Raw genomic sequence first — 22,048 nt, 5'->3', positions numbered from 1 at the left:
CCGCAAACAGCGAACCGCCGGGAAAAACGGTCGGGAACATTTGTTCCCGACCGTTTCAACGTCCCTCCGAAACGCCCTAATCGACGACAGAACCGCTGGTGGAAGCGGTCTGACGGAACAGCCATTCGGATTTCAACTCGGCGTATCCGGGCTTGATGACGTCATTGATCATCGCCAGTCGTTCATCGAAAGGAATGAATGCTGACTTCATCGCATTGACAGAAAACCACTGCATGTCGTCGAGCGTGTAACCGAAGGCATCGACCAGGTGCTCGAACTCGCGGCTCATCGACGTCCCGGACATGAGGCGGTTGTCCGTGTTGACCGTCGCCCTGAAGTGCAGCTTTCGCAGCAGCCCGATGGGGTGCTCCCCGTAGGAACTCGCGGCGCCGGTCTGCAGGTTCGACGAGGGGCACATCTCCAGTGGGATCCGCTTGTCGCGCACGTACGAGGCGAGGCGGCCCAGCTGTACGCTGCCGTCCGACTCCACCTTGATGTCGTCGATGATGCGCACGCCGTGCCCGAGCCGGTCCGCGCCGCACCACTGGAGGGCCTGCCAGATGGACGGCAGCCCGAAGGCCTCGCCCGCGTGGATCGTGAAGTGGTTGTTCTCCCGCTTGAGGTACTCGAAGGCGTCGAGGTGGCGGGTGGGCGGGAAGCCGGCCTCCGCGCCCGCGATGTCGAAGCCGACGACACCCAGGTCGCGGTAGCGGTTGGCCAGTTCGGCGATCTCCAGGGCGCGGGCCGCGTGCCGCATCGCGGTGAGCAGGGCGCCCACGCGGATGCGGTGCCCGTTCTCCTTCGCGCGCCGCTCGCCCTCTCTGAAGCCCTCGTTGACCGCCTCGACGACCTCTTCGAGGGTGAGCCCCTGTTCCAGGTGCTGCTCGGGGGCGTAGCGGATCTCGGCGTAGACGACGCCGTCCTCGGCGAGGTCCTCGGCGCACTCGGCGGCGACCCGGAACAGCGCCTCGCGCGTCTGCATGACGGCGCAGGTGTGACTGAACGTCTCCAAGTACCGCTCCAGCGAACCGGAGTCGGCCGCTTCGCGGAACCAGACGCCGAGCTTGTCGGGGTCGGCCTCCGGCAGATTCTCGTACCCCTGCTCGCGCGCCAGGTCGACGATCGTGCCGGGCCTCAGGCCGCCGTCGAGGTGGTCGTGCAGGAGCACCTTGGGCGCGCGACGGATCTGCTCGGCGGTCGGCACCCGGGGGCTGTTGGGGTTCGCGGTGATCGGGCTCGTCATTTCCGCACTCTAACTCCTACGCGCGTAGATCGCTGCTGTTCGTTGTCCGTTCGTTGCGATCGGTCACCAGGAGCGCCTGCATGATCCGTCGATACGCAACAGTGACCCGTCGAGCGGCGTCGGGCAGCGGGCTTCTGACACTGTGCTGTCATGCAGCAGCGAGCGACGCAGGGCCGCGAGGCGCGGCTTGGCAGGGCGGCCGGGCCGGTGCCGGGAGCGGTGGGCGGTGTGGTGCTGCTGCTTCCCGCGGGCGAGGAGACGTCGACCCGCAGACCCTCCGCGATGGACCGGGCGGCGCTGCGCCCGCTCGCCCGCCGCCTCACGCGCGCGGGGCGGGACGCGGGCCTGGTCACGCATGTCGTGCAGTACCGGTGCCGCGGCTGGAACGAGACGCAGGCGGAACTCGCGCGCGACGCCCGGTGGGCGGCCGACGAGGTCGTGCGCCGCTACGGGGACGTACCGATCTGCCTCGCGGGGCTCGACATGGGCGGCCGCGCTGCGCTGCACGCGGGCGGGCACGAGGCGGTCAACTCCGTTCTGGCGCTTGCCCCTTGGCTGCCGGAGGACGATGTGGCGGCGCCGCTCGAACCGGTCAAGCAGCTCGCGGGCCGCCGGGTCCTCATCGTGCACGGCACCGACGACCGGCGTACGGACCCGGAGTTGTCCTTCCGGCTCGCGGGCCGCGCGAAGAAGGCGAACCGCGACGTGTGCCGCTTCGAGGTGCACTCGGACGGGCACAACCTGGCGCAGCATCGTTTCGAAGTCGCCTCTCTGGCGGTCGACTTCGTACTGGGGACGCTGTTCGGGACGCCGTTCTCGCGGCCGCTCCAGGACGCGTTCGCGGCGCCGCCGCCGTTGGGGTTGCGGATGCCGTTGGCGGCGGGGTTCGGGCGGACGCTCTGAGCGTGAACCCGGGCCGGGGTTGCGGTCGCGGGGCTCTGCCCCGGACCCCGCGCCTCAATCGCCGGCGGGGCTTGATGTGTGCTCCGGCAGGAGTTTGCCCCTGCGGGACAGCAGGAACTTTTTGAAGGCTGCTACGGGAGGTGTGTCCGGGTGGCCGTCCAGCCACGCGACGCCGATCTCCCGCACGGCCCGCTGCCCGGTCACCGCCAGCTCCACAACTCCCGGACGCGGCACGGTAGGTGGCGGCAGGAGCGCGACCCCGAGCCCCGCCGCGACGAAGCCGCGCAGCGTCTCCGCCTCCTCGCCCTCGAACGCGATCCGCGGCGTGAACCCGGCCTCGGCGCACAGGTCGTCGCAGATGCGGCGCAGCCCGTAGCCCGGTTCGAGGGTGACGAAGGTTTCCTCTGCCGCCTCCTCCAGGCGGATGCGCTTGCGGGTGGCGAGGCGGTGGTGGTCCGGGACGACGAGGCGCAGGCGCTGCTCGTCGAGGCGGCGCGCGACCAGGCCCGGCGCGTCCGGGACGGGCGAGGTGAGGCACAGGTCGAGCTCGCCCGCGCGCAGCCGCTCCAGCATCGCCTCGCCATAGTTCTGTACGAGGCTGAAGCGGATGCGGGGGTGTTCGGCGCGGAAGGCGCGGATCAGTCCGGGCACCGTCTCCGTACCCATGGTGTGCAGGAAGCCGAAGGCGACCTTGCCGGATTCGGGGTCGGCGTCGGCGCGCACCGACTCGACCGCCTTCTCGATCTCGCCGAGCGCACGCTCCACCGAGCCGAGGAAGGTGCGTCCCGCGGGCGTGAGCGACACCGTGCGACCGTGGCGGGCGAACAGGTCGACGCCCAGGTCGCGTTCGAGGCGGACGAGGGCGCGGGAGAGCGTGGACTGCGGCACGTTCATCTCCTGCGCCGCGCGCGTGACGTGCTCGGTGCGGGCGACGCCGGCGAAGTGGGCGAGGCGCGGGGCGAGGAGCGTCACGATGTCTTCCGTGTCACTCATCGCCGACAAGCGCTGCCCCGACCTGTGCTCATGCTGCATGGGAACGATTATGGCCTCTTCATGCATTGGACGCATGAAAGCAGGTGAGCCTACGTTCAGGGCATGTCACCTGCCAGTAGCCCGGCGGCCGTCTCCACCGACGCGGTCGCCGACACCCAGCCCACCGCGGACACCCGGTTGACGCCCGGCGGCCCCGGCTACCGCCGGATGAGCTTCGCCCTCTTCCTCGCCGGAGTCGCCACCTTCGCGCTCCTCTACTCGACGCAGGCCCTGCTCCCCCTCATCTCCGACGGCTACGGCGCGAGCGCGAGCGCGGCGGCCTGGACGGTGTCCGCGTCGACCTTCGCGCTCGCGGTGTGCGTGCTGCCGCTGAGCGCGCTGTCCGAGCGGTTCGGGCGGCGCACGGTGATGACCGTCTCGCTGACGGTGGCGGTCGCGGTGGGGCTCCTGGTCCCCTTCGCGCCCTCGCTCGGCGCGCTGATCACGTTGCGCGCACTCCAGGGCGCCGCCCTCGCGGGGCTTCCCGCGTCCGCGATGGCGTACCTCGCGGAGGAGGTGCGGCCGAAGGCGCTGGTCGCGGCCATCGGACTGTTCGTCGCCGGCAACTCCATCGGTGGCATGAGCGGCCGGATCATCGGCGGCTGGCTCGCGCAGGCCTGGGGCTGGCGGGTGGCCGTCGGGGTGATCGGTGTGATCGCGGTGGCGTGCGCCGTCGCGTTCCGGATGCTGCTGCCTGCGCCGCGCCACTTCACGCCGGGCTCACTGCGCCCGCGCGCCCTTGCCGCCACGGTCGGCAGCCACCTGGCGAACCCGCTGCTGCGCCGCCTGTACCTGATCGGCGCGCTGTTCATGATGGTGTTCGGCGGGGTCTACACGGTGATCGGCTACCGGCTGTCGGCGGCTCCGTTCTCCCTTCCGCAGGGTGTCGTCGGGTCCATCTTCATCGTCTACCTGGTGGGGACGGCCTCCTCGGCCGCGGCGGGGCGGCTCGTCACGCGGCTCGGCCGGCGCGGCACGCTGTACCTGGCGGCGGGCACGACGATGGCGGGGCTGCTGCTGGCCCTCGTGCCGAACATCGTGCTCGTGCTGCTCGGGCTCGTGCTGATCACGGCGGGCTTCTTCGCGGGCCACGCGACCGCCTCGTCGTCCGTCAGCCACACCGCGACGCACGGTCGGGCGCAGGCCTCCGCGCTCTACCAGACCATGTACTACGTCGGGTCCAGCGTCGGCTCGGCCGTCGGCGCCGTCGCCTTCCACGCGGCGGGCTGGTCGGGAACGGTGGGCCTCGGCTTCCTCGCGGTGCTCGGGGTCGTGGCGATCACCGTGTGGGGTACGTACGCGGCCCGGTCCGCGCGGCAGCGGACAAGCGGCGGCGCGATCGCGGCGCACTGACACCTGCCGTGGCGGTGCGCACACGCGCGGCGACCTGAACAACTGTCTCTGGCGTTCCGATATCGGCCTCCCGACCTGGGTGTTTTCCCGGTCCGGAGGCCGTTGTCAGTGGGCTGCGGTAGCTTTCGTCGTGCTGGAACTCACAGCGGCGATGGGGGCGTTGAAATGAGTGACACCGCGACACAGGCCGGGCTCGAAGACCTGGAGAAGCACCGGGTCGAGCTGACCGGGTACTGCTATCGGATGCTGGGCTCGGCGTTCGAGGCCGAGGACGCCGTGCAGGACACGATGGTGCGGGCCTGGCGCAGCTTCGACAAGTTCGAGGGCCGCTCGAGCCTGCGCTCCTGGCTCTACCGCATCGCGACGAACGTGTGCCTGGACTCGCTGAACGCGGGGAACAAGCGGGCCCGCCCGATGGACCTGACGGCGGCGGCGCCGCTCGCCCAGGTCGCGCTCAATCCCCGCCCCGACAATGTGTGGCTGGAGCCCATTCCGGACGCCCGCGTGCTGCCGACGGTGCACGATCCGGCGGAGGCGGCCGTGGCGCGGGAGTCGGTGCGGCTCGCGTTCGTCGCCGCGCTGCAGCAGCTGCCGCCCAAGCAGCGGGCGGTGCTGATCCTGCGCGAGGTCCTGGCGTGGAAGGCGCAGGAGGTCGCGACCCTGCTCGACACATCGGTGGCGTCGGTGAACAGCGCACTCCAGCGGGCGCGGGCGACGCTGGCGGAGGCCCCGCCGGCGGACTCCGCGACGGCCGATCCGCTCGACGAGGAGCAGCAGAAGCTCCTGGAGCGCTACATCGCGGCGTTCGAGGGCTACGACATGAAGGCGCTCACGGAGCTGCTCGCCGAGGACGCCATCATGACGATGCCGCCGTTCGACCTGTGGCTGCGCGGCCCCGAGGACATCACGGGCTTCATGACCACGATCGGCGCGTCCTGCGCGGGCTCGCGACTGCTGCCGGTGGTGTCGAACGGGACGCCGGCGTTCGCCCACTACAAGCCGGATCCGGACAAGGGGGGCTTCACGCCCTGGGCGATCCAGGTCGTCGAGTTCTCAGCGGGGCGGATCGCGGGGTACCACTGCTTCCTGGACACGCAGCGCTGGTTCCCGTTGTTCGGCGTCCCGGACCATCTCGACGCCTGACCCCTCGGCGGCCGGGGCGCCCAGCACCTCGGCCATCCCGGCGAGTTCGAGGAGCACGGCGAGGCCCGGGGGCGGGTCGCGGAGCAGCATCCGTGACCCGGCGCGGCGGGCGTCGAGCTGCATCCGGGCGAGCGCGTCGAGGGTCGTGAGGTCCGCGGTGGTCACACCGGAGACGTCGCAGACGACGGTCGGCGCGCCACCCGGCGCTCCGGCACGGGCGGCATGGAGGCGCTCGCACAGCCGGGGCGCGTCACCGGAGCGGATCGGCCCGGCGAGCACCACGACGGGCGAGGACTCGGGAGAGAGCGAGGAAGCGGCCACGTACGAATGACCGTGCGGCGGTGCGGAATTCATCGGTCCCGTGTGGATACGGCCACGTGGGCTGGATCACGTTGATTCGGATAGTGGATCAACGTTGACCGGCGATCCGTATCCGACGGAGTCTTGACCTGTGCAGGGGGTACTCAACGGTTTCGCGGTCATCGCGATCGTCATCGCGGTCGGCTACGTCATCGGGCGTCGCGGCTATCTGGGCGCCAATGGCCGGGAGGTCCTCAACAAGCTGGCGTTCCATGTGGCGTCGCCCGCGCTCCTGTTCACCATGCTGGCCAAGGCCGACCTGGCCGTGATCCTGTCGCCGAGCCTGCTGGTCACGGCGCTCTCCACGGCGGCGGTGGCCGGAATCTTCATCACGGTGGGCGTCCTGCGCGGCTGGGGGACGGGACGCACCACGATCGGCGCGCTGTGCTCGTCGTTGGTGAACTCCGGGAACCTGGGCATCCCGATCGCGGTGTACGTCCTCGGTGACGCCTCGCTCGTCGCCCCGGTCCTCCTCTTCCAGCAGCTCGTCGTGACGCCGATCGCGCTGACGGTGCTCGACCTGACGGAGGCGGCGTCCGGCACGGCGCGGCTGACGTGGGGCCAGCGGCTGCTCACGCCGTTCCGGAACCCGGTCGCGATCGGTTCGCTCTCGGGGGTGCTGGTGTCGGCCACGGGGATCACCGTCCCCTCCCCGATCTTCGACCCGCTGGAACTCATCGCGAACATGTCGGTGCCGGGGATCCTGATCGCGTTCGGCATATCGCTGTGCGGGAGTTCCTGGCCGGGCGGCCGGAGCGCGGATCGGGTGCCGGTGCTGCTGTCGACGGCGCTGAAGGCGGTGGGCCAGCCGGTGGTGGCGTGGGCGCTGGCGTCCTTCGTGTTCGGCCTGCACGGGGCGCGGCTCCTCGACGTCGTGGTGACGTCGGCGCTTCCGGCGGCGCAGAACATCTTCACGTACTCGAGCCGTTACCGGGTGGGCGAGCGCTTGGCGCGGGAGTCGATCCTGTTGTCGACGATGGTGTCGGTGCCGGCGTTGGTGGTCGTGGCGGCGTTGCTGGGGTGACCGGTGCCGGTGCGGCGTCAGGTCCGGTCCGGCGTCGGGTTCGGCCACCCCAACGGGTGTCGTCAGCCGATCCGTTCCAGGACGATCGGGCGCGCGGTGAACTCCGTGCCTGCGGGAGCGATGTCGTAGGCACCCTCCAGCGCTTCGACCGCGTACGGGATGCGCTCGGGGGTGTCCGTGTGCAGGGTCATGAGGATCTGGCCGGCGAAGACCGCGTCGCCGGGCTTGGCGTGCAGTTCCACGCCCGCCGCCGCCTGCACCGGGTCCTCCTTGCGGGAGCGGCCCGCGCCGAGGCGCCAGGCGGCGAGGCCCACGCCCATCGCGTCGAGTCGGGTGAGCACGCCGGACTCCCCCGCCGTCACCACGTGCGTCTCGCGGGCCGTCGGCAGCGCCGCGTCCGGGTCGCCGCCCTGCGCCGCGATCATCCGCCGCCACGCGTCCATCGCCCGGCCGTCGGCAAGCGCCTTCGCCGGATCGACGTCCTTCAGGCCCGCCGCGTCGAGCATCTCGCGGGCGAGAGCGAGGGTCAGCTCGACGACGTCGTCGGGGCCGCCACCCGCCAACACCTCGACGGATTCCCGGACTTCGAGCGCGTTGCCCGCGGTCAGGCCGAGCGGGGTGTTCATGTCGGTGACGAGGGCGACCGTCGGGAGGCCGTGGTCCGTGCCCAATCCGACCATGGTGCGGGCGAGTTCGCGGGCCGGGCCGATCTCCTTCATAAAGGCGCCGGAGCCCACCTTCACGTCCAGGACCAGGGAGCCCGTGCCCTCCGCGATCTTCTTCGACATGATCGAGGACGCGATGAGCGGGATGCACTCGACGGTGGCCGTGACGTCGCGGAGTGCGTAGAGCTTCTTGTCCGCGGGGGCGAGGCCGCTGCCCGGCGCGCAGACGACCGCGCCGACATCCTCCAGGGTGCGCATCATCTCGTCGTTGGTGATGTCCGCGCGCCAGCCGGGGATCGCCTCCAGCTTGTCGAGCGTGCCGCCGGTGTGGCCGAGGCCGCGCCCCGACAGCTGCGGCACGGCCGCGCCGCAGGCCGCGACGAGGGGGGCCAGCGGCAGCGTGATCTTGTCGCCGACGCCGCCCGTGGAGTGCTTGTCGGCGGCGGGCCGCGGCAGCACCGAGAAGTCCATCCGCTCCCCGGAGTTGATCATCGCGGCGGTCCAGCGGGCGATCTCCGCGCGGTCCATCCCGTTCAGGAAGATCGCCATGGCGAGGGCCGACATCTGCTCGTCGGCGACGTCGCCCCGGGTGTACGCGTCGACGACCCAGTCGATCTGCGCGTCCGAGAGCCGCCCGCGGTCTCGCTTCGTACGGATGACGGAGATGACGTCCATGGCAAATCCTCCAACGGTTCAGCACAGCGTGACGGACCCCGGCACGCTCCACGGCACGGCGGCGACTCTACGCGCATAGACGTCTCTCGTGAAGTGCCCGGCCGATGCCTGTCCCCGTACCGTGGAACCCCACCCGTGACGGACAGGAGACCGTGGTGCCCGAGACCGGGTCGGCGACGACCGCGAAGACAGTGCGCGAGCTTCTCGACGAGTTGGCCGGGCTCGAGGACCCGAAGGTGCGGGCCGTCAACGAGCGGCACGGTGACGACCACGGCGTGAACCTGAGCAAGCTGCGGGCGATCGCCAAGCGCCTCAAGACCCAGCAGGAGCTCGCCGTCGAGCTGTGGGCGACAGGTGACACGGCGGCGCGGCTTCTCGCGCTGCTCGTCTGCCGGCCGAAGGCGTTCGACGAGGGTGAGCTGGACGCGATGATGCGGGACGCGCGTGCGCCGAAGGTGCAGGACTGGCTGGTCAATTACGTGGTGAAGAAGAGTCCGCATGCCGAGGCGCTGCGGGTGGCCTGGCTCGACGACAAGGACGCCGTGGTCGCGGGTGCGGGGTGGGCGCTTACGGCGGACCGTGTGGTGAAGAAGCCGGACGGGCTTGATCTGGCGGGGTTGCTCGATGTCGTCGAGGCGGAGATGCGGGAGGCGCCGGATCGGCTTCAGTGGGCGATGAACACGTGTCTTGCGCAGATCGGGATCGTGCATCCCGAGTACCGGGCGCGGGCGGTCGCGATCGGTGAGCGGCTCGGGGTGCTCAAGGACTATCCGACGTCGGCGGGGTGTACGTCGCCGTATGCGCCGGTGTGGATTGCGGAGATGGTGCGGAGGCGGGGGCGGGAGTCCTGATGCGGTCGGCCGTTCCGCCGGTCGCGGGGCTCTGCCCCGGACCCCGCGCCTCAATCGCCGGCGGGGCTGGAAGTGCCCATCCGGCACCGGGACTTGAACGGCCTACCCGGCGTTGCGGACACGGGGCTCTGCCCCGGGCCCCGCGGGCTCTCGTCCACAGGCGGGGCTGAATTTGCCGAACCGGCGCCGGGGCTTGGAATGGGAGACCTGCGCGAGGGCTTGAGAATTGGCTACCGGGACAGATTCGCCTCCTCGTCGATTCGCGTCAGCTTGTCCGGGTTGCGGATCACGTAGATGTGGGTGATGCGGGCGTTCTTCACCACGACGCTCACCGCCGCCGGGGCTCCGTCGAATTCGATGCGGGCCGAAGGGGCCGCGTTGAACCAGGCCGGGGTCGCCGTCAGTTCCGTCACCTTGGCCTGGGCCGATGCGAGCAGCTTGGCCACCACGTCGACGCCGATCAGCGGAGCGAGCGCCGCGGCCACGCGACCGCCGCCGTCGGCGATCATCACCACGTCCGGGGCCATGACCTCCATCAGGCCTTGCAGGTTCCCCGTGCGCATGGCCTCCAAGAAGCGTTCCACCACGGCCTGTTGCTCCGTGCGCGCCACCTTTATGCGCGGCTGGCGCGCCGCCACGTGGTCGCGGGCCCGGCGCGCGATCTGGCGCACGGTGGCCGGGGATTTGCCGACGGCCTCGGCGATCTCCCCGTACGGGACGTCGAAGACCTCGCGGAGGACGAAGACCGCCCGTTCCATCGGGCCGAGGGTCTCCAGGACCGTGAGGAGGGCGATGGACACGCTCTCCGCCAACTCCACGTCGTCCGCGACGTCGGGGCTGGTCAGGAGGGGTTCCGGGAGCCATTGGCCGACGTAGTCCTCGCGGCGGCGGGAGAGCGTCCGTAGGCGGTTGAGGGACTGGCGGGTGACGATCCGGACGAGGTACGCGCGCGGGTCGCGCACCCCGGTCCGGTCCGCTTCGGCCCACCGCAGCCAGGACTCCTGCAGCACGTCCTCCGCGTCGGCCGCCGAGCCCAGCATCTCGTAGGCGACCGTGAAGAGCAGGCCCCGGTGGGTGACGAAGGGGTCCGACGACGACTCGGCCATTACGCGCGGGCCTCCAGGGGGATGTCGCAGGCCTCCGAGAAGCCCTGCGAGCTGATGCCGTGCGCCGTGTTGCCGCGCGTCGAGAAGTTCACGAACGCGATGTACGTGGTGAGTTCGACCATCGCCGCCGGGCCGATCCGGTCGAGCAGGCCCGCGTACAGCTCGTCGGTGACGGTCGGTGGGGTGTTCGTCATGGCCTCCGCGTACTCCATCACGTCCCGCTCCAGCGGCGTGAAGACTTCGGACTCGCGCCAGCGCGGGACCTGGCTCGCCTTCTTCAGGTCCAGCTTCTCGTTCTGCGCCTGGAAGTACCCGATGTCGAGGCACCAGCTGCAGCCGACCTGCGCCGCGACCGCCATGTGCGCGAACGACTTGAGGCTCTCGTCGGCCGCGTCCCACTGGGCGACCAGGCGGCCGAGACCGAGGCCGTCCTGCGCCACCTTCGGGTTGTGCCAGAGCACTTCGGCGGGCTCCATCACCGCGCCGAGCTGGTCGATCATGCCCTGCTTGAGCTCGTCGGGGAGTTCCGCCTTCGCGATACGCAGTGCCATGGTGTCCGTCCTTCGAAGCGTCTCCGGCCGGGCCACTCCCGGCCGTTCGACATGAAGACACCGACGGGCCCGCGCGTGTGACATCCGGATCCAAGTCCGGATCCACGTCCGCGCGGGCCCGTTCGCCGGATCCGTCAGCTCAGGTGCTCCGGCCCGAACGCCTCCGGCAGCATCTCCCCCAGCGTCCGCACCCCCGCCCCCGTCTCCATCAGCAGCTCCCGGCCCCCGAACTCGTACAGCAGCTGGCGGCAGCGGCCGCACGGCATCAGCAGTTCGCCCTTGCCGTCCACGCACGTGAAGTGGGTGAGGCGGCCGCCGCCCGTGGCCACGAGGTGCGAGACCAGGCCGCACTCCGCGCACAGGCCGAGGCCGTAACTGGCGTTCTCGACGTTGCAGCCGGTGACGGTGCGGCCGTCGTCGACGAGGGCCGCCGCGCCGACGGGGAAGCCGGAGTACGGGGCGTACGCGCGGGACATGGCCGCGCGGGCCTCCTGGCGCAGGGCTTCCCAGTCGACGGTCTCCGCTGTCACGTGCCCTGCCCCTTCCGGTACGGCTGCCCGTTCGCCTTCGGCATGCGCAGGCGCTGTGCCGAGAGTGCCAGGACGAGCAGGGTCAGGACGTACGGCATGGCCGTGGCGACCTGGCTCGGTACCGAATCGGTGGAGGCGTACCAGAAGAAGAGCAGGACGGAGACGGCGAGCGTGACGACGCCGCCCACGTACTTCTTCTTCCAGACCAGCCAGGCCACCGCGATGAGCGCCAGGATGGCGATGAGCAGCAGCAGCGCGTGGGTGTTCTCCGTGCCGCCGCGCACCTTGAGGGTGTCGCTGTAGCCGAACAGGCCGGCGCCCAGGGCGAGTCCGCCCGGCATCCAGTTGCCGAAGATCATCGCGGCGAGGCCGATGTAGCCGCGGCCGCCGGTCTGGCCCTCCAGGTAGTAGTTGGAGGAGACCATCGACAGGAACGCGCCGCCGAGGCCCGCGAGGGCGCCGGAGACGATCACGGCGACGTACTTGTACTTGAGGACGTTGACGCCGAGGGACTCGGCCGCGACCGGGTTCTCACCGCAGGAGCGCAGCCGCAGGCCGAACGAGCTGCGCCACAGGATCCACCAGGAGGCGGGCACCAGGAGCACCGCGATCAGCGTCAGCCAGGAGACGCCGGTCATCACGCCGCCGAGCAGCCCCGCGACGTCGGAGATCAGGAACCAGCCCTGCTTGTTGAGGTCCGCCAGGGCGTCCGCGAGACCGGGGACCGTGAACTCGCCGAGCGACGGCACGGCGGGCGACTGGCGGGACGTGGCGCCCTCCATCCCGTCGTACGTCAGGACGGAGAGGTAGCGGGTGACGCCGAGGGCGAGGATGTTGATGGCCACACCGGAGACGATGTGGTTGACGTTGAAGGTGACGGTGGCGACGGCGTGCACCAGGCCGCCGAGCGCGCCGCCGATCAGGGCGACGAGCACGCCGACCCAGGGCCCCCACTGGTAGCCCGCCCAGGCGCCGAACCAGGTGCCGAGGATCAGCATGCCTTCGAGGCCGATGTTGACGACGCCCGCGCGCTCGGCCCACAGGCCGCCGAGGCCCGCCATGCCGATGGGGACGGCGAGTTGGAGCGCGGTCGACATCTGGCTGACGGAGGTCAGGCCGTCGGCGCCGGTGATCAGGCGGACCGCGGAGACCAGGCAGAGCAGGCCGGCGACGATCAGGAGCAGGACGGGGAGGCTGAGCTTGCGGCGCGCCGCGGGCGCGGCGGCGGGCTTGTCGAGAGCGGGAGCCGTACTCATCGGGCGGCCACCTCCGGCTTCTTGTCGTTGTTGTCGGAGGCGGTGAGCACATGGCCCGCGGCGAGTTCGGCGCCGACGCGCTGCTGCTGGCGGCGGGTGCCCCAGACGCGAACGGCCTCGTAGGAGACGACGACGGCGATCACGATGAGGCCCTGCATGATCGTGGCGATCTCGGAGCTGTAGCCCTGGAGGTCCAGCGGGTCGGCCGCGTTGAACAGCCAGGACAGCAGCAGCGCGGCGAGCGCCATGCCGACCGGGCTGTTGCGGCCGAGCAGCGCCACGGTGATCGCGTTGAAGCCGAGCGCGGCCGGGAACGAGTCGGAGAAGGTGTGCGTCGAGCCGAGCAGGGTCGGCAGACCGGCGAGCCCGGCGACGGCGCCGGACAGCAGCATCGCGGTGAGGACCATGCGCTTCGCCGAGACGCCGGAGGCGGCGGCCGCGGTGTCCGAGGCGCCGGAGGCACGCAGGTCGAAGCCGAACCGGGTGCGGTTCAGCATCACCCAGTAGACGATGCCGAGGACGATCGCGACGAAGACGAAACCGTATACGGTGCCGACCGCGTCGCCCAGGTTGATGCCGGGGAACCAGCCGGCCTTGTCCATCTCGCCGGTGGTGCGGTTGTTGCCGACGGCGACGCCGAAGGCGTCCTCCAGGGTCAGATACGCGATGACCGAGGCCGCGATCGAGTTCAGCATGATCGTGGACACGACCTCACTGACGCCCCGGGTCACCTTGAGGATGCCCGCGATACCCGACCAGATCGCGCCGGTCAGGGCCGCCGACAGGATGAGCAGCGGGATCTGGAGGAAGGCCGGGAACGCGATGTGCGCGCCGACGATGGCGGCGACGCAGGCGGCGAGCCGGTACTGGCCCTCGACACCGATGTTGAAGAGGTTCATCCGGAAGCCGATGGCCACGGCGAGCGCGCCGACGTAGAGGCCGGCGGCGTCATTGATGATGAGCACCTGGACGTCGGCGAACGTCGCCTGCTCGAACATGATCGAGAACGGTTCGATCGGGTTCTCGCCGGAGGCCACGAGCACGATCGCGGTCAGGGCGAACGCGACGACGAGGGCGATGACCGGACCGGCGACCGCGAGCAGGATCCGCTCGGAGCTCCAGCGCTTGCTGATGTTCATGGTCAGGCACCGTCTTCCGTGTGCTCCAGGTGGCCCGAGGCCGCACCGGTCATGGCGGATCCCAGCTCTTCCGGGGTGATGGCGGCCGGGTCGGCGTCGGCGACGAGCCGGCCGTCGTAGATGACCCGGAGGGTGTCGGAGAGGCCGATCAGCTCGTCGAGGTCGGCCGAGATGAGCAGCACGGCGAGTCCCTCGCGGCGGGCCTCGCGGATCTGGTCCCAGATCTGCGCCTGCGCGCCGACGTCCACACCGCGGGTGGGGTGGGCGGCGATCAGGAACTTGGGGCTGTGGCTCATCTCCCGGCCGACGATCAGCTTCTGCTGGTTGCCGCCGGACAGCGAGTCGGCGGTGACGTCGATGCCGGGGGTGCGGACGTCGTACTCCTTGACGATCCGCTCGGTGTCGGCCTGCGCGGCCTTCGGGTCGAGCCAGAAGCCCTTGCTGTTGGGCCGCTCGGTGACATGGCCGAGCATCCGGTTCTCCCACAGCGGGGCGCTCAGGACGAGACCGTGGCGGTGCCGGTCCTCGGGGATGTAGCCGATGCCGGACTCGCGGCGCCTGCGGGTGGCCCAGGAAGTGATCTCCTCGCCGAGCAGCTTGATGGTGCCGCTGTCCGCGTGCTCCAGGCCGATCAGGGCCTCGATCAGCTCGGTCTGCCCGTTGCCCTCGACGCCCGCGAGGCCGAGGACCTCACCGGCGTGGATCGTGAACGTGATGCCGTCGAGGAGCGGCTTGCCACCCTGCGGTGAGGCGAGGCGCAGTTCGTCGACCTCGACGACCGGGCGGTCGGTGACGGTGGACTCCGCGGTCTCCGGGGTGGGCAGTTCGCTGCCGACCATCAGCTCGGCGAGCTGCTTGGGCGTGGTCTCGGCGGGGACGGCCGTGCCGACCGTGGTGCCGCGCCGGATGACGGTGATCTCGTCGGCGACGGAGAGGACTTCGCCGAGCTTGTGCGAGATGAAGATGACGGACAGGCCCTCGGCCTTGAGCCCGCGCAGGTTGTCGAAGAGCGCGTCGACCTCCTGCGGGACGAGCACGGCGGTCGGCTCGTCGAGGATCAGGGTGGTGGCGCCGCGGTAGAGGACCTTGAGGATCTCCACGCGCTGCCGGTCGGCGACGCCGAGGTCCTCGACGAGGACGTCGGGGCGCACGCCGAGCCCGTACCGCTCGGATATCTCCAGGATCGCGCGGCGGGCCTTCGCGCCGATCCCGTACAGCTTCTCGCTGCCGAGGACGACGTTCTCCAGGACGGTGAGGTTGTCCGCGAGCATGAAGTGCTGGTGGACCATGCCGATGCCACGGGCGATGGCGTCGGCGGGCGAGGAGTAGGTGACCTGCTCGCCGTTGATGGCGATGGTGCCCTCGTCCGGCTTCTGCATGCCGTAGAGGATCTTCATCAGGGTGGACTTGCCGGCCCCGTTCTCACCCACCAGGGCGTGCACGGTTCCCTTGTGGACGGTGAGCCGGATGTCGTGATTGGCGACCACGCCGGGGAACCGCTTGGTGATGCCCTCTAGTTCTACGGCGACGGTGGCGGCGGAACCGGCCGGCGGGGAGCTTGACGTGGCGATGGCGCACTCTCCTGGGGAAGGGGGTCGCTCTCCACACGTAGCGCCCCAACAGCGGTGTGCGGGAAGTGAGTTCGAGCAGGATCGCAGATGCGGGGCGCGGGGCAGAAGGCTCCCCCGCGCCCGGCAACGCACGTGTTACTTCTGGGGCTTGACCGGCACCTTCACGGAGCCGTCGACGATGCCCTGCTCGGCCTTCTTCAGGGCCGCCTGGAGCTTGGAGTCGTTCTTGAACTCCGGGTTGGAGTCGGCGAGGGAGACCTCACCGGACTTCAGGTCGCCGGTGATGACGCCGGTCTCCGGCTTGCCGTCCTCGACCGACTTCGCCAGGTTGAGGACCGCCTGGGCGACGTCCTTGGTGGCGGAGGTGATGATGTACTTCTTGTACTTCGCCAGCGGCTTCTGGGAGTACTGGTCGGAGTCGACGCCGATCGCGTACGCCTTCTTGGCGGCGGCCGCCTCGATGGCGCCCTGACCGGACAGACCCGCCGCGTGGTAGATCACGTCGGCGCCGTCCTCCAGCTGCTTCTCGGCGGCGGCCTTGCCCAGGTCGGGCGAGGCGAAGCCCTTGGCGGGGTCCTCGTCGAGGTACTGGACCTCGACCTTGACGCCCTTCTTGGTGTCCTTGACGCCCTGCTCGAAGCCCGCCTCGAACTTGTTGATCAGCGCGTTGTCGACGCCGCCGACGAAGCCGACGGTGTTCGACTTGGTCTTCAGGGCGGCGGTGACACCGGCCAGGTAGGAGACCTCGTTCTCCTGGAAGACCAGGTCGGCGACGTTGTCGCCCTTCGCCGTGGCGTCGTCGACGATGCCGAAGGTGGTCTTCGGGTACTTCGCGGCGGCCTCCTTGACGGCGGGCGCGTACGCGTAGCCGATGCCGACGACCGGGTTGTAGCCCATCTTCGCCAGCTGGACCAGGCGCTGCGTCTTGTCGTCGTCGGACTCGCCGTCCTTCGGCTCCTGGTCGGCGACCTGGTAACCGAATTCCTTCTTGGCCCTCTGGAGGCCCTCGTAGGCGGCGTCGTTGAACGACTGGTCGCCCTTGCCGCCGACGTCGTAGGCGATGGCGAGGCCCTTCGCCTTGCCGCCGTCGGAGGACGACTGGGCGTCCGAGGAGGTGCCGCCGCAGGCGGAGAGGGCGAGAGCGAGGGAGGCGGTGGCGGTGCCTGCGATCGCGATGCGGGAAACCCGGCGCATGAGAAGTGCTCCTTCGTACAAGCGCCGGAACGGCAGGGGGCCGACGCTGAGTTCGCCGCAGAGTAACGCGCGTAGACCGTACAGAGAACCCTGGTTGTCCAGACTGTTATCGACAGGGTGCGCAAGGGATGTACGGCGGGGTTTGTGCCGCCGGAGGAGTTCCCCGACGGCACGGGCGCCGATCGCCGGGTCAGCTCTTCTCCGGCTTGGTCCCGACCTTGATGGAGCCGTCGACGATGCCCTTCTTGGCCTTGGCGACCGCGTCGGCGAGGCCGGCGACCTCCTGGTACTTCGGGTTGGAGTCCGAGGCGCCCACGCCGTCGACCTTGAGGTCGAAGGTCTGCACGCCGGACAGCGGCTTGCCGTCCTCGACGGACTTGGCCAGCGAGTAGACGGACCCGCCGACCTCCTTGAGCGCGGAGGTCAGGATGTAGTCCTTGTACTTCGCCAGCGTCTTCTGCTGGTACTGGTCGGAGTCGACGCCGATGACCCACTTCTTCTGCTCGGCGACCGTCTTGATGACGCCCTGCCCGGACAGGCCCGCCGCGTGGTAGATCACGTCGGCGCCGTCCTCCAGCTGCTTGTTGGCCGCGGCCTCGCCGAGGTCGGGGCTGGCGAAGCCCTTCGCCGGGTCCTCGTCGAGGTACTGGACCTCGATCTCGACGCCCTTCTTGGTGTCCTTGACGCCCTGCTCGAAGCCCGCCTCGAACTTGTTGATCAGTTCGTTGTCGACGCCGCCGACGAAGCCCACGTGGTTCGACTTGGTGGCCTTGGCCGCGGCGACGCCCGCCAGGTAGGAGGACTCGTTCTCGGCGAAGACCAGGGAGGCGACGTTCTTGCCCTCGACGACGGAGTCGACGATGCCGAAGGTCGTCTTCGGGTACTTCTTCGCGGCTTCCTTCATCGCGGGGCCGTACGCGTAGCCGATGCCGACGACCGGGTTGTAGCCGGCCTTCGCGAGGTTCGACAGGCGCTGCGCCTTGTCGTCGTCGGACTCGCCGTCCTTCGGCTCCTGGTCGGCGGTCTTGTAGCCGAACTCCTTCTCGGCCTTGGCGAGGCCCTCGTAGGCGGAGTCGTTGAACGACTGGTCGCCCCGGCCGCCGACGTCATAGGCGATGGCGAGGCCCAGGTCGTCCTTGCCCTCCCCGCCTGCGTTGTTCTTCTCGCTACTGGTGCCGCCACAAGCGGTGGCGGCGAGCGCCAGGCCGGTGACGCCGACGGCGATCTTCGTGAACCGCGGTATTCGACGCATCAGGATTCCCCATTCAGCCAACACGCCTTGTATGGCGCCCAGTTCGGCGCACCATAACGCGCGTAGAAAGTCCGAGGAATCCCTTGACGGGGGCCGTTACCGATTCGTGCCGGGGGCCCGTTACGTCGCGGTTAACCGGGGCCGGGGCCCCGGCCTTTCACTCCGCCGTCGCGGCGTCGAGGAGGGCGGCCGCGGTGAACAGCTCCACGCCGACCGTGATCGCGGATTCGTCGACGTCGAAGTCGCCCTGGTGGAGGTCACGGGACCCCCGCTCCCCCGGCGGCTTCACGCCCAGGCGGGCCATCGCGCCGGGGACGTGCTCCAGGTACCAGGAGAAGTCCTCGCCGCCCAGGCTCTGTTGGGTGTCCTCGACGGAGTCCGCACCGCGACGGGACGTCATCGCGTCGCGCAACAGGTCCGTGACCACGGGGTCGTTGACCACCGGAGGGACGCCGCGGATGTAATTCACCACCGGCTTCGCGCGGTACAGGTCCGCGATCTCCTGGATCGCACCGTGGACCAGGTCCGGCGCCGCGCGCCACGCGTCGAGGTCCAGGCACCGCACCGTGCCGGACAGCTCCGCATGCTGCGGGATCACGTTGCACGCGTGCCCCGTCTCGAGGCGGCCCCACGTGACGGAAAGACCCGAGCGCGCGTCGACGCGACGAGCGACCAGCGCCGGCACCTCCGTGGCGACCTTCGCCGCGGCGGTGACCAGGTCCGTGGTCAGGTGCGGGCGTGCGGTGTGACCGCCGGGGCCGTCGAGGGTGACCTCGAGGCGGTCGCACGCGGACGTGATGGGCCCGGGCCGGATCCCGATCCGGCCCGCGTCGACCTTCGGGTCGCAGTGCACGCCGATGATGCTGCGTACGCCGTCCAGGACCCCGCACTCGATCGCGTCGGGCGCGCCGCCCGGAAGCACCTCTTCGGCGGGCTGGAACAGCAGTCGTACGGGGTGCGGAAGTTGACCCTTGCGGTGCAGGTCCGCGAGGACGAGGCCCGCCCCGAGCACGACCGTCGTGTGCACATCGTGCCCGCAGGCGTGCGCCCGGTCCGGCACCGTCGACCGGTACGCGCAGTCCACCTTGGTGTCCGGGATCGGCAGCGCGTCGATGTCCGCCCGCAGCGCGAGCATCCCGCGCGGTCCGTCCGCCGCACCCCACTCACCGGTCTCGGTGCCGATGTCACAGATGAGCCCGGTCCCCATGCCGAGCAGGCGCGGCGCGAGACCGGCCTTCTCAAGGCGGGTCTTGAGCGCCGCGGTGGTGCGGAACTCCTGATTGCCCAGCTCGGGGTGCATGTGCATGTCTCGCCGGAACGCGACGAGTTCGGCGCGGAGCGCCTCGGGCAGCGCACCCGGAAGTGCGGTGCCCGGCACGGATTCCCCGGGCTTGTCGGCCTCTGACTCACGGGACTTCAACTGGTTCACCCTCTGAAGGGTAGGGCGATGCAGGGGGCAACTAACCCGCGATCAACAAAAGTTCAGCCCAAATGACGTAAGAAACCGGGCCGCGATGCGCATGTCGATCGCGCAGGAAGGGTATGAAGTCTCTTTTCGACCTGCGCCTCAGACCCTGACGACGGCCCCGCCACCGGCCCTCCTGCGTACCACCCGTGCGACACACGTCACAACGAACGCGAGCGCCACGAGCAACGCGCTCACCCCCATCACGCCCCGGTACCCGAGCCCGCCCCCGATCGCGAGCCCGCCGGCCCACGGCCCGAGCGCCGCACCGACATTGAGCGCGGCCGTCGCGAGCCCGCCCGCGAGGGTGGGCGCGCCGGACGCCGCGTAGAGGGCCTGGGCGATGAGCGTGGAGCCGACCGCGAAGGACAGGGCGCCCTGGACGAAGGCGAGGACGAGGGTCGCCGCGACGTTGCCCGCGGCGCACGCGAACACGACCCAGCCGAGCAGGAGCGCCGCCCCGCCGAGCACCAGGACCCGCTTCGGATACGTGTCCGAGAGCCGGCCCGCGGCGCTGACCCCGGCGAACGAGCCGAGGCCGAAGAGCGCGAGCAGCGCCGGGACCCACGCCTCGCCGATCCCGGTGACCTCCGTGGCGACCGGCGCCAGGTACGTGAACGTGCAGAACGTGGCGGCGTTGACCAGCGCGCCGAGCAGCAGCACCGTGAGCAACCGCGGGCTGCGCAGGGCCCGCGCCTCCGCCCGTACGTCGCCGCGCGCGCCCGGCCCCGACTCCGCCGGCACCGACCGCAGCACGGCGATCATCGCGGGTACGCAGATCAGAGCGACGGCCCAGAACGCGGCCCGCCAGCCCAGCAGCTGGCCGAGCAGCGCCCCGCCGGGCACGCCCGCGACGCAGGCCAGGGTGGTGCCGCCGAGCAGGATCGACGTGGCGCGGCCCTTGGCGTCGGGGGCGACCATGCTCACCGCCGTGGCGAGGGCGACGGCCAGGAACCCTGCGTTGGCGAGCGCCGCGAGGACCCGCGTGCCGAGCAGCACGGAGAAGCTGCTGGTCAGCGCGCCGACGACATGCACGAGGGCGAAGACCAGGAGGAAGCCGAAGAGGGCCGGGCGGCGCGGCCACCGCACGGCGAGGACGGCGGTGAGCGGCGCCCCGACGATCATGCCGATCGCGAAGGCGGACGTGAGCGCACCGGCGGCGGGGATGGAGACGCCCAGGTCATGGGCGATGTCGGGGCCGAGCCCCGAGAGCATGAACTCGGATGTTCCCTGCGCGAAGACGGCGAGGGCGAGCAGATGGAGAGCGAAAGGCACGACGGACTCCGGGACCGTGGAGAGGGGGATGTGGTCGCGGTTCCGACAGGCCGTACGAGGGCGGTGGCGATGGCGATGGCGTACGCGTGCGTCGGCGGAATGTGCGTCAGCGGAGGCCTGGTCCAGTAGGGACGGGCCTCAACGGTGCGCGGAAGAAGGCCACCGGACGGCTGCCGGTGGCCGGAGTCTGTCGGACTCGGGGCTGGTCACAGGGGTGAGCGTACGACCTGCGACGGCGGGAGGGCCAGCGGATTTCACACCGCCCGCACCACACCCCGTGCCGACCCCGAGATCCCCGCCAGGAACCCCTGCGCGTGGTCGGAGACGCCCTGCCGCAGCCACGCCGGGTCGATCTCGCACACCGCCACCTTCACTCCCGTACCCGCGAGGGCGATCGGCAGGGTGTGCACGACGGTCGAGGGGAAGCTGAGGATCGTACGGCCGATGGGGCCGCGCCGGGCGATCAGCTCCAGAGGGAGGTCGGGGCGGACGATCTCCAGGCCGGTCTCCGCGGCGAGGCGATGCAGCTTGTCGGCGCTCTCGCGGCGGTGGGCGAAGTAGCGGGTGGCGCCGTGCGCGCGGGTCAGTTCGCGGACCGCGCCGAGGTACTGCTCCAGGTCGACGACTCCCGTTTCCACCAGGGAGGTTCCGACCATGTCGGCGCCGCGGGTGATCCGGGGCGGGCCGAAGCGGGCGCGGGTCCAGGCGTAGTCGTTGGAGCTCACCGTGACGCCGTCGGGGGCCTCGGCCACCGGCATCGACGTGAACACGGACACGGAGTCGCGGCGCGCGTGCCCGGTGAGCCTGCGGCGTGCGGCGGCCGCGACGGGCCCGAAGACGAGGTCGCGCGGGCCCGGCCTGCCACCGCGCCGGTGCCAGCGCACGAGCCGTTCGCCGCGCACCAGTTGGGCGACGAACTCCATGGTGGCGGTGCCGTCGTCGACGACGACCAGCTCGCGGGCCCGAGTGATCGTGAGCAGCAGCTGTACGTAGCGGGAGAACGGGTCGCCGAGGACTATCCGGTCTGCCCTGCGCAGCGACGGGGCGAGCCCGCCGATCGTCTGGAAGGGTGCGGCCGCGCCGCCGCGGGCCTCCTCCCAGCGCACCGTGTGTCCTTCGGTGCGGGCGAGTTCGGCCATGCGGCGCAGCTGGCCGCGGGTCATCGGGTCGGTGGGCGAGAGCACCACGACGGTCGCGGTGACCTCTTGGTGGTGTGCCCACTCCAGGACGTTGAGGAGCTGTACCGGGCTCTCGACGAAGCACAACGTACTGCCGGACATGCTGCCCTCCCGAGGGCGCCGAGAGCGGTGCGGCGCGGGGGGGGCCCCGCCCGCCCCCCCCGGGGGTGTGGGGACCACCCCCCCCCCGCACCCGCGGCGGCCGCGCGCACCCCCCCCCCGCCCCACCCCCGCCCCCCGCGCCGCGGAATAAACGGGGCCCGCCCGGCCAGCGACGCCATC

Annotated in this window: 20 protein-coding genes; 5 read left to right on the top strand and 15 right to left on the bottom strand. The window is 70.7% G+C overall.

Going from position 1 to position 22,048, the window contains the following annotated elements; all coding sequences use genetic code 11:
• Positions 1 to 76 precede the first annotated feature (76 nt).
• Positions 77 to 1,243 (bottom strand): adenosine deaminase, encoded by a 1,167-nt coding sequence (locus ACYSUO_RS11955; RefSeq protein ID WP_461776048.1) that lies wholly within the window; start codon positions 1,241 to 1,243, stop codon positions 77 to 79.
• A gap of 150 nt (positions 1,244 to 1,393) precedes the next feature.
• On the opposite strand from ACYSUO_RS11955, the gene ACYSUO_RS11950 reads away from it, so the two are divergent.
• Positions 1,394 to 2,146, top strand: coding sequence for an alpha/beta hydrolase (locus ACYSUO_RS11950; RefSeq protein WP_461776047.1), 753 nt, complete (start codon positions 1,394 to 1,396; stop codon positions 2,144 to 2,146).
• Positions 2,147 to 2,200: 54 nt separating this feature from the next.
• On the opposite strand, the gene ACYSUO_RS11945 is transcribed toward ACYSUO_RS11950, so the two are convergent.
• Positions 2,201 to 3,178 carry a LysR family transcriptional regulator gene (locus ACYSUO_RS11945; RefSeq protein ID WP_461776046.1) on the bottom strand — a complete coding sequence of 326 codons (978 nt, stop codon included), beginning with the start codon at positions 3,176 to 3,178 and terminating at the stop codon, positions 2,201 to 2,203.
• Between the two features lie 63 nt (positions 3,179 to 3,241).
• Between ACYSUO_RS11945 and ACYSUO_RS11940 the strand changes: the two genes are divergently transcribed.
• Together ACYSUO_RS11940 and ACYSUO_RS11935 are read left to right on the top strand one after the other, a co-directional pair.
• Positions 3,242 to 4,531: an MFS transporter gene (locus ACYSUO_RS11940; protein ID WP_461776045.1), complete on the top strand. Its 1,290-nt coding sequence runs from the start codon at positions 3,242 to 3,244 to the stop codon at positions 4,529 to 4,531.
• A gap of 165 nt (positions 4,532 to 4,696) precedes the next feature.
• A complete protein-coding gene (locus ACYSUO_RS11935) occupies positions 4,697 to 5,674 on the top strand; it encodes a sigma-70 family RNA polymerase sigma factor (protein ID WP_461776044.1) in 978 nt (325 codons plus the stop codon).
• On the opposite strand, the gene ACYSUO_RS11930 is transcribed toward ACYSUO_RS11935, so the two are convergent.
• A complete protein-coding gene (locus ACYSUO_RS11930) occupies positions 5,585 to 6,028 on the bottom strand; it encodes an STAS domain-containing protein (RefSeq protein ID WP_461776043.1) in 444 nt (147 codons plus the stop codon). The two genes, ACYSUO_RS11935 and ACYSUO_RS11930, sit on opposite strands and share 90 nt — an antisense overlap.
• A gap of 97 nt (positions 6,029 to 6,125) precedes the next feature.
• On the opposite strand from ACYSUO_RS11930, the gene ACYSUO_RS11925 reads away from it, so the two are divergent.
• Positions 6,126 to 7,058: an AEC family transporter gene (locus ACYSUO_RS11925; RefSeq protein ID WP_461776042.1), complete on the top strand. Its 933-nt coding sequence runs from the start codon at positions 6,126 to 6,128 to the stop codon at positions 7,056 to 7,058.
• Positions 7,059 to 7,120: 62 nt separating this feature from the next.
• Here ACYSUO_RS11925 and ACYSUO_RS11920 read toward each other — a convergent pair whose 3' ends face one another.
• On the bottom strand, positions 7,121 to 8,398 hold the full coding sequence (locus ACYSUO_RS11920; RefSeq protein ID WP_426901646.1) for a thymidine phosphorylase: 1,278 nt from the start codon (positions 8,396 to 8,398) through the stop codon (positions 7,121 to 7,123).
• A gap of 104 nt (positions 8,399 to 8,502) precedes the next feature.
• Between ACYSUO_RS11920 and ACYSUO_RS11915 the strand changes: the two genes are divergently transcribed.
• Complete coding sequence (locus ACYSUO_RS11915) at positions 8,503 to 9,249, top strand: DNA alkylation repair protein (protein ID WP_461776041.1); 747 nt, start codon at positions 8,503 to 8,505, stop codon at positions 9,247 to 9,249.
• Between the two features lie 230 nt (positions 9,250 to 9,479).
• On the opposite strand, the gene ACYSUO_RS11910 is transcribed toward ACYSUO_RS11915, so the two are convergent.
• The 11 genes from ACYSUO_RS11910 to ACYSUO_RS11860 all read right to left on the bottom strand — a co-directional run bounded on the left by ACYSUO_RS11910 (position 9,480) and on the right by ACYSUO_RS11860 (position 21,868).
• Positions 9,480 to 10,355: an RNA polymerase sigma-70 factor gene (locus ACYSUO_RS11910; protein WP_461776040.1), complete on the bottom strand. Its 876-nt coding sequence runs from the start codon at positions 10,353 to 10,355 to the stop codon at positions 9,480 to 9,482.
• Entirely contained in the window at positions 10,355 to 10,906 is a 552-nt protein-coding gene (locus ACYSUO_RS11905; RefSeq protein ID WP_461776039.1) for a carboxymuconolactone decarboxylase family protein, read from the bottom strand. Before ACYSUO_RS11905 ends, ACYSUO_RS11910 begins: the two co-directional genes overlap by 1 nt.
• A gap of 134 nt (positions 10,907 to 11,040) precedes the next feature.
• Positions 11,041 to 11,436 (bottom strand): cytidine deaminase, encoded by a 396-nt coding sequence (locus ACYSUO_RS11900; RefSeq protein ID WP_461776038.1) that lies wholly within the window; start codon positions 11,434 to 11,436, stop codon positions 11,041 to 11,043.
• The gene (locus tag ACYSUO_RS11895; protein ID WP_461776037.1) at positions 11,433 to 12,692 is read right to left on the bottom strand and encodes an ABC transporter permease; all 1,260 of its coding nucleotides are present in this window, start codon (positions 12,690 to 12,692) and stop codon (positions 11,433 to 11,435) included. The genes ACYSUO_RS11900 and ACYSUO_RS11895 overlap by 4 nt, the downstream gene beginning before the upstream one ends.
• Positions 12,689 to 13,831 carry an ABC transporter permease gene (locus ACYSUO_RS11890; protein WP_461776036.1) on the bottom strand — a complete coding sequence of 381 codons (1,143 nt, stop codon included), beginning with the start codon at positions 13,829 to 13,831 and terminating at the stop codon, positions 12,689 to 12,691. The genes ACYSUO_RS11895 and ACYSUO_RS11890 overlap by 4 nt, the downstream gene beginning before the upstream one ends.
• 2 nt (positions 13,832 to 13,833) lie before the next feature.
• Complete coding sequence (locus tag ACYSUO_RS11885) at positions 13,834 to 15,402, bottom strand: ABC transporter ATP-binding protein (RefSeq protein ID WP_461776257.1); 1,569 nt, start codon at positions 15,400 to 15,402, stop codon at positions 13,834 to 13,836.
• A 135-nt stretch (positions 15,403 to 15,537) separates the two neighbouring features.
• A complete protein-coding gene (locus ACYSUO_RS11880) occupies positions 15,538 to 16,596 on the bottom strand; it encodes a BMP family lipoprotein (RefSeq protein WP_461776035.1) in 1,059 nt (352 codons plus the stop codon).
• Between the two features lie 190 nt (positions 16,597 to 16,786).
• Positions 16,787 to 17,848: a BMP family lipoprotein gene (locus ACYSUO_RS11875; RefSeq protein WP_461776034.1), complete on the bottom strand. Its 1,062-nt coding sequence runs from the start codon at positions 17,846 to 17,848 to the stop codon at positions 16,787 to 16,789.
• Positions 17,849 to 18,005: 157 nt separating this feature from the next.
• Positions 18,006 to 19,277 (bottom strand): amidohydrolase, encoded by a 1,272-nt coding sequence (locus ACYSUO_RS11870; RefSeq protein WP_461776033.1) that lies wholly within the window; start codon positions 19,275 to 19,277, stop codon positions 18,006 to 18,008.
• A 138-nt stretch (positions 19,278 to 19,415) separates the two neighbouring features.
• Complete coding sequence (locus tag ACYSUO_RS11865) at positions 19,416 to 20,588, bottom strand: Cmx/CmrA family chloramphenicol efflux MFS transporter (RefSeq protein ID WP_461776032.1); 1,173 nt, start codon at positions 20,586 to 20,588, stop codon at positions 19,416 to 19,418.
• Between the two features lie 254 nt (positions 20,589 to 20,842).
• Positions 20,843 to 21,868, bottom strand: coding sequence for a hypothetical protein (locus tag ACYSUO_RS11860; RefSeq protein WP_461776031.1), 1,026 nt, complete (start codon positions 21,866 to 21,868; stop codon positions 20,843 to 20,845).
• Between the last annotated feature and the right edge of the window lie 180 nt (positions 21,869 to 22,048).

The sequence above is a fragment of the Streptomyces sp. UC4497 genome, assembly GCF_054871485.1.
Note: the sequence above shows the minus strand (reverse complement) of the source record. Positions and strands in the feature narration are given on the sequence as shown.

Bases quoted from the DNA above. Each gene is read 5' to 3' on its own strand.
- ACYSUO_RS11955 (WP_461776048.1), bottom strand. From the start codon at position 1,243: ATGACGAGCCCGATCACCGCGAACCCCAACAGCCCCCGGGTGCCGACC.
- ACYSUO_RS11950 (WP_461776047.1), top strand. From the start codon at position 1,394: ATGCAGCAGCGAGCGACGCAGGGCCGCGAGGCGCGGCTTGGCAGGGCG.
- ACYSUO_RS11945 (WP_461776046.1), bottom strand. From the start codon at position 3,178: ATGCAGCATGAGCACAGGTCGGGGCAGCGCTTGTCGGCGATGAGTGAC.
- ACYSUO_RS11940 (WP_461776045.1), top strand. From the start codon at position 3,242: ATGTCACCTGCCAGTAGCCCGGCGGCCGTCTCCACCGACGCGGTCGCC.
- ACYSUO_RS11935 (WP_461776044.1), top strand. From the start codon at position 4,697: ATGAGTGACACCGCGACACAGGCCGGGCTCGAAGACCTGGAGAAGCAC.
- ACYSUO_RS11930 (WP_461776043.1), bottom strand. From the start codon at position 6,028: ATGAATTCCGCACCGCCGCACGGTCATTCGTACGTGGCCGCTTCCTCG.
- ACYSUO_RS11920 (WP_426901646.1), bottom strand. From the start codon at position 8,398: ATGGACGTCATCTCCGTCATCCGTACGAAGCGAGACCGCGGGCGGCTC.
- ACYSUO_RS11915 (WP_461776041.1), top strand. From the start codon at position 8,503: ATGCCTGTCCCCGTACCGTGGAACCCCACCCGTGACGGACAGGAGACC.
- ACYSUO_RS11910 (WP_461776040.1), bottom strand. From the start codon at position 10,355: ATGGCCGAGTCGTCGTCGGACCCCTTCGTCACCCACCGGGGCCTGCTC.
- ACYSUO_RS11905 (WP_461776039.1), bottom strand. From the start codon at position 10,906: ATGGCACTGCGTATCGCGAAGGCGGAACTCCCCGACGAGCTCAAGCAG.
- ACYSUO_RS11895 (WP_461776037.1), bottom strand. From the start codon at position 12,692: ATGAGTACGGCTCCCGCTCTCGACAAGCCCGCCGCCGCGCCCGCGGCG.
- ACYSUO_RS11890 (WP_461776036.1), bottom strand. From the start codon at position 13,831: ATGAACATCAGCAAGCGCTGGAGCTCCGAGCGGATCCTGCTCGCGGTC.
- ACYSUO_RS11880 (WP_461776035.1), bottom strand. From the start codon at position 16,596: ATGCGCCGGGTTTCCCGCATCGCGATCGCAGGCACCGCCACCGCCTCC.
- ACYSUO_RS11875 (WP_461776034.1), bottom strand. From the start codon at position 17,848: ATGCGTCGAATACCGCGGTTCACGAAGATCGCCGTCGGCGTCACCGGC.
- ACYSUO_RS11860 (WP_461776031.1), bottom strand. From the start codon at position 21,868: ATGTCCGGCAGTACGTTGTGCTTCGTCGAGAGCCCGGTACAGCTCCTC.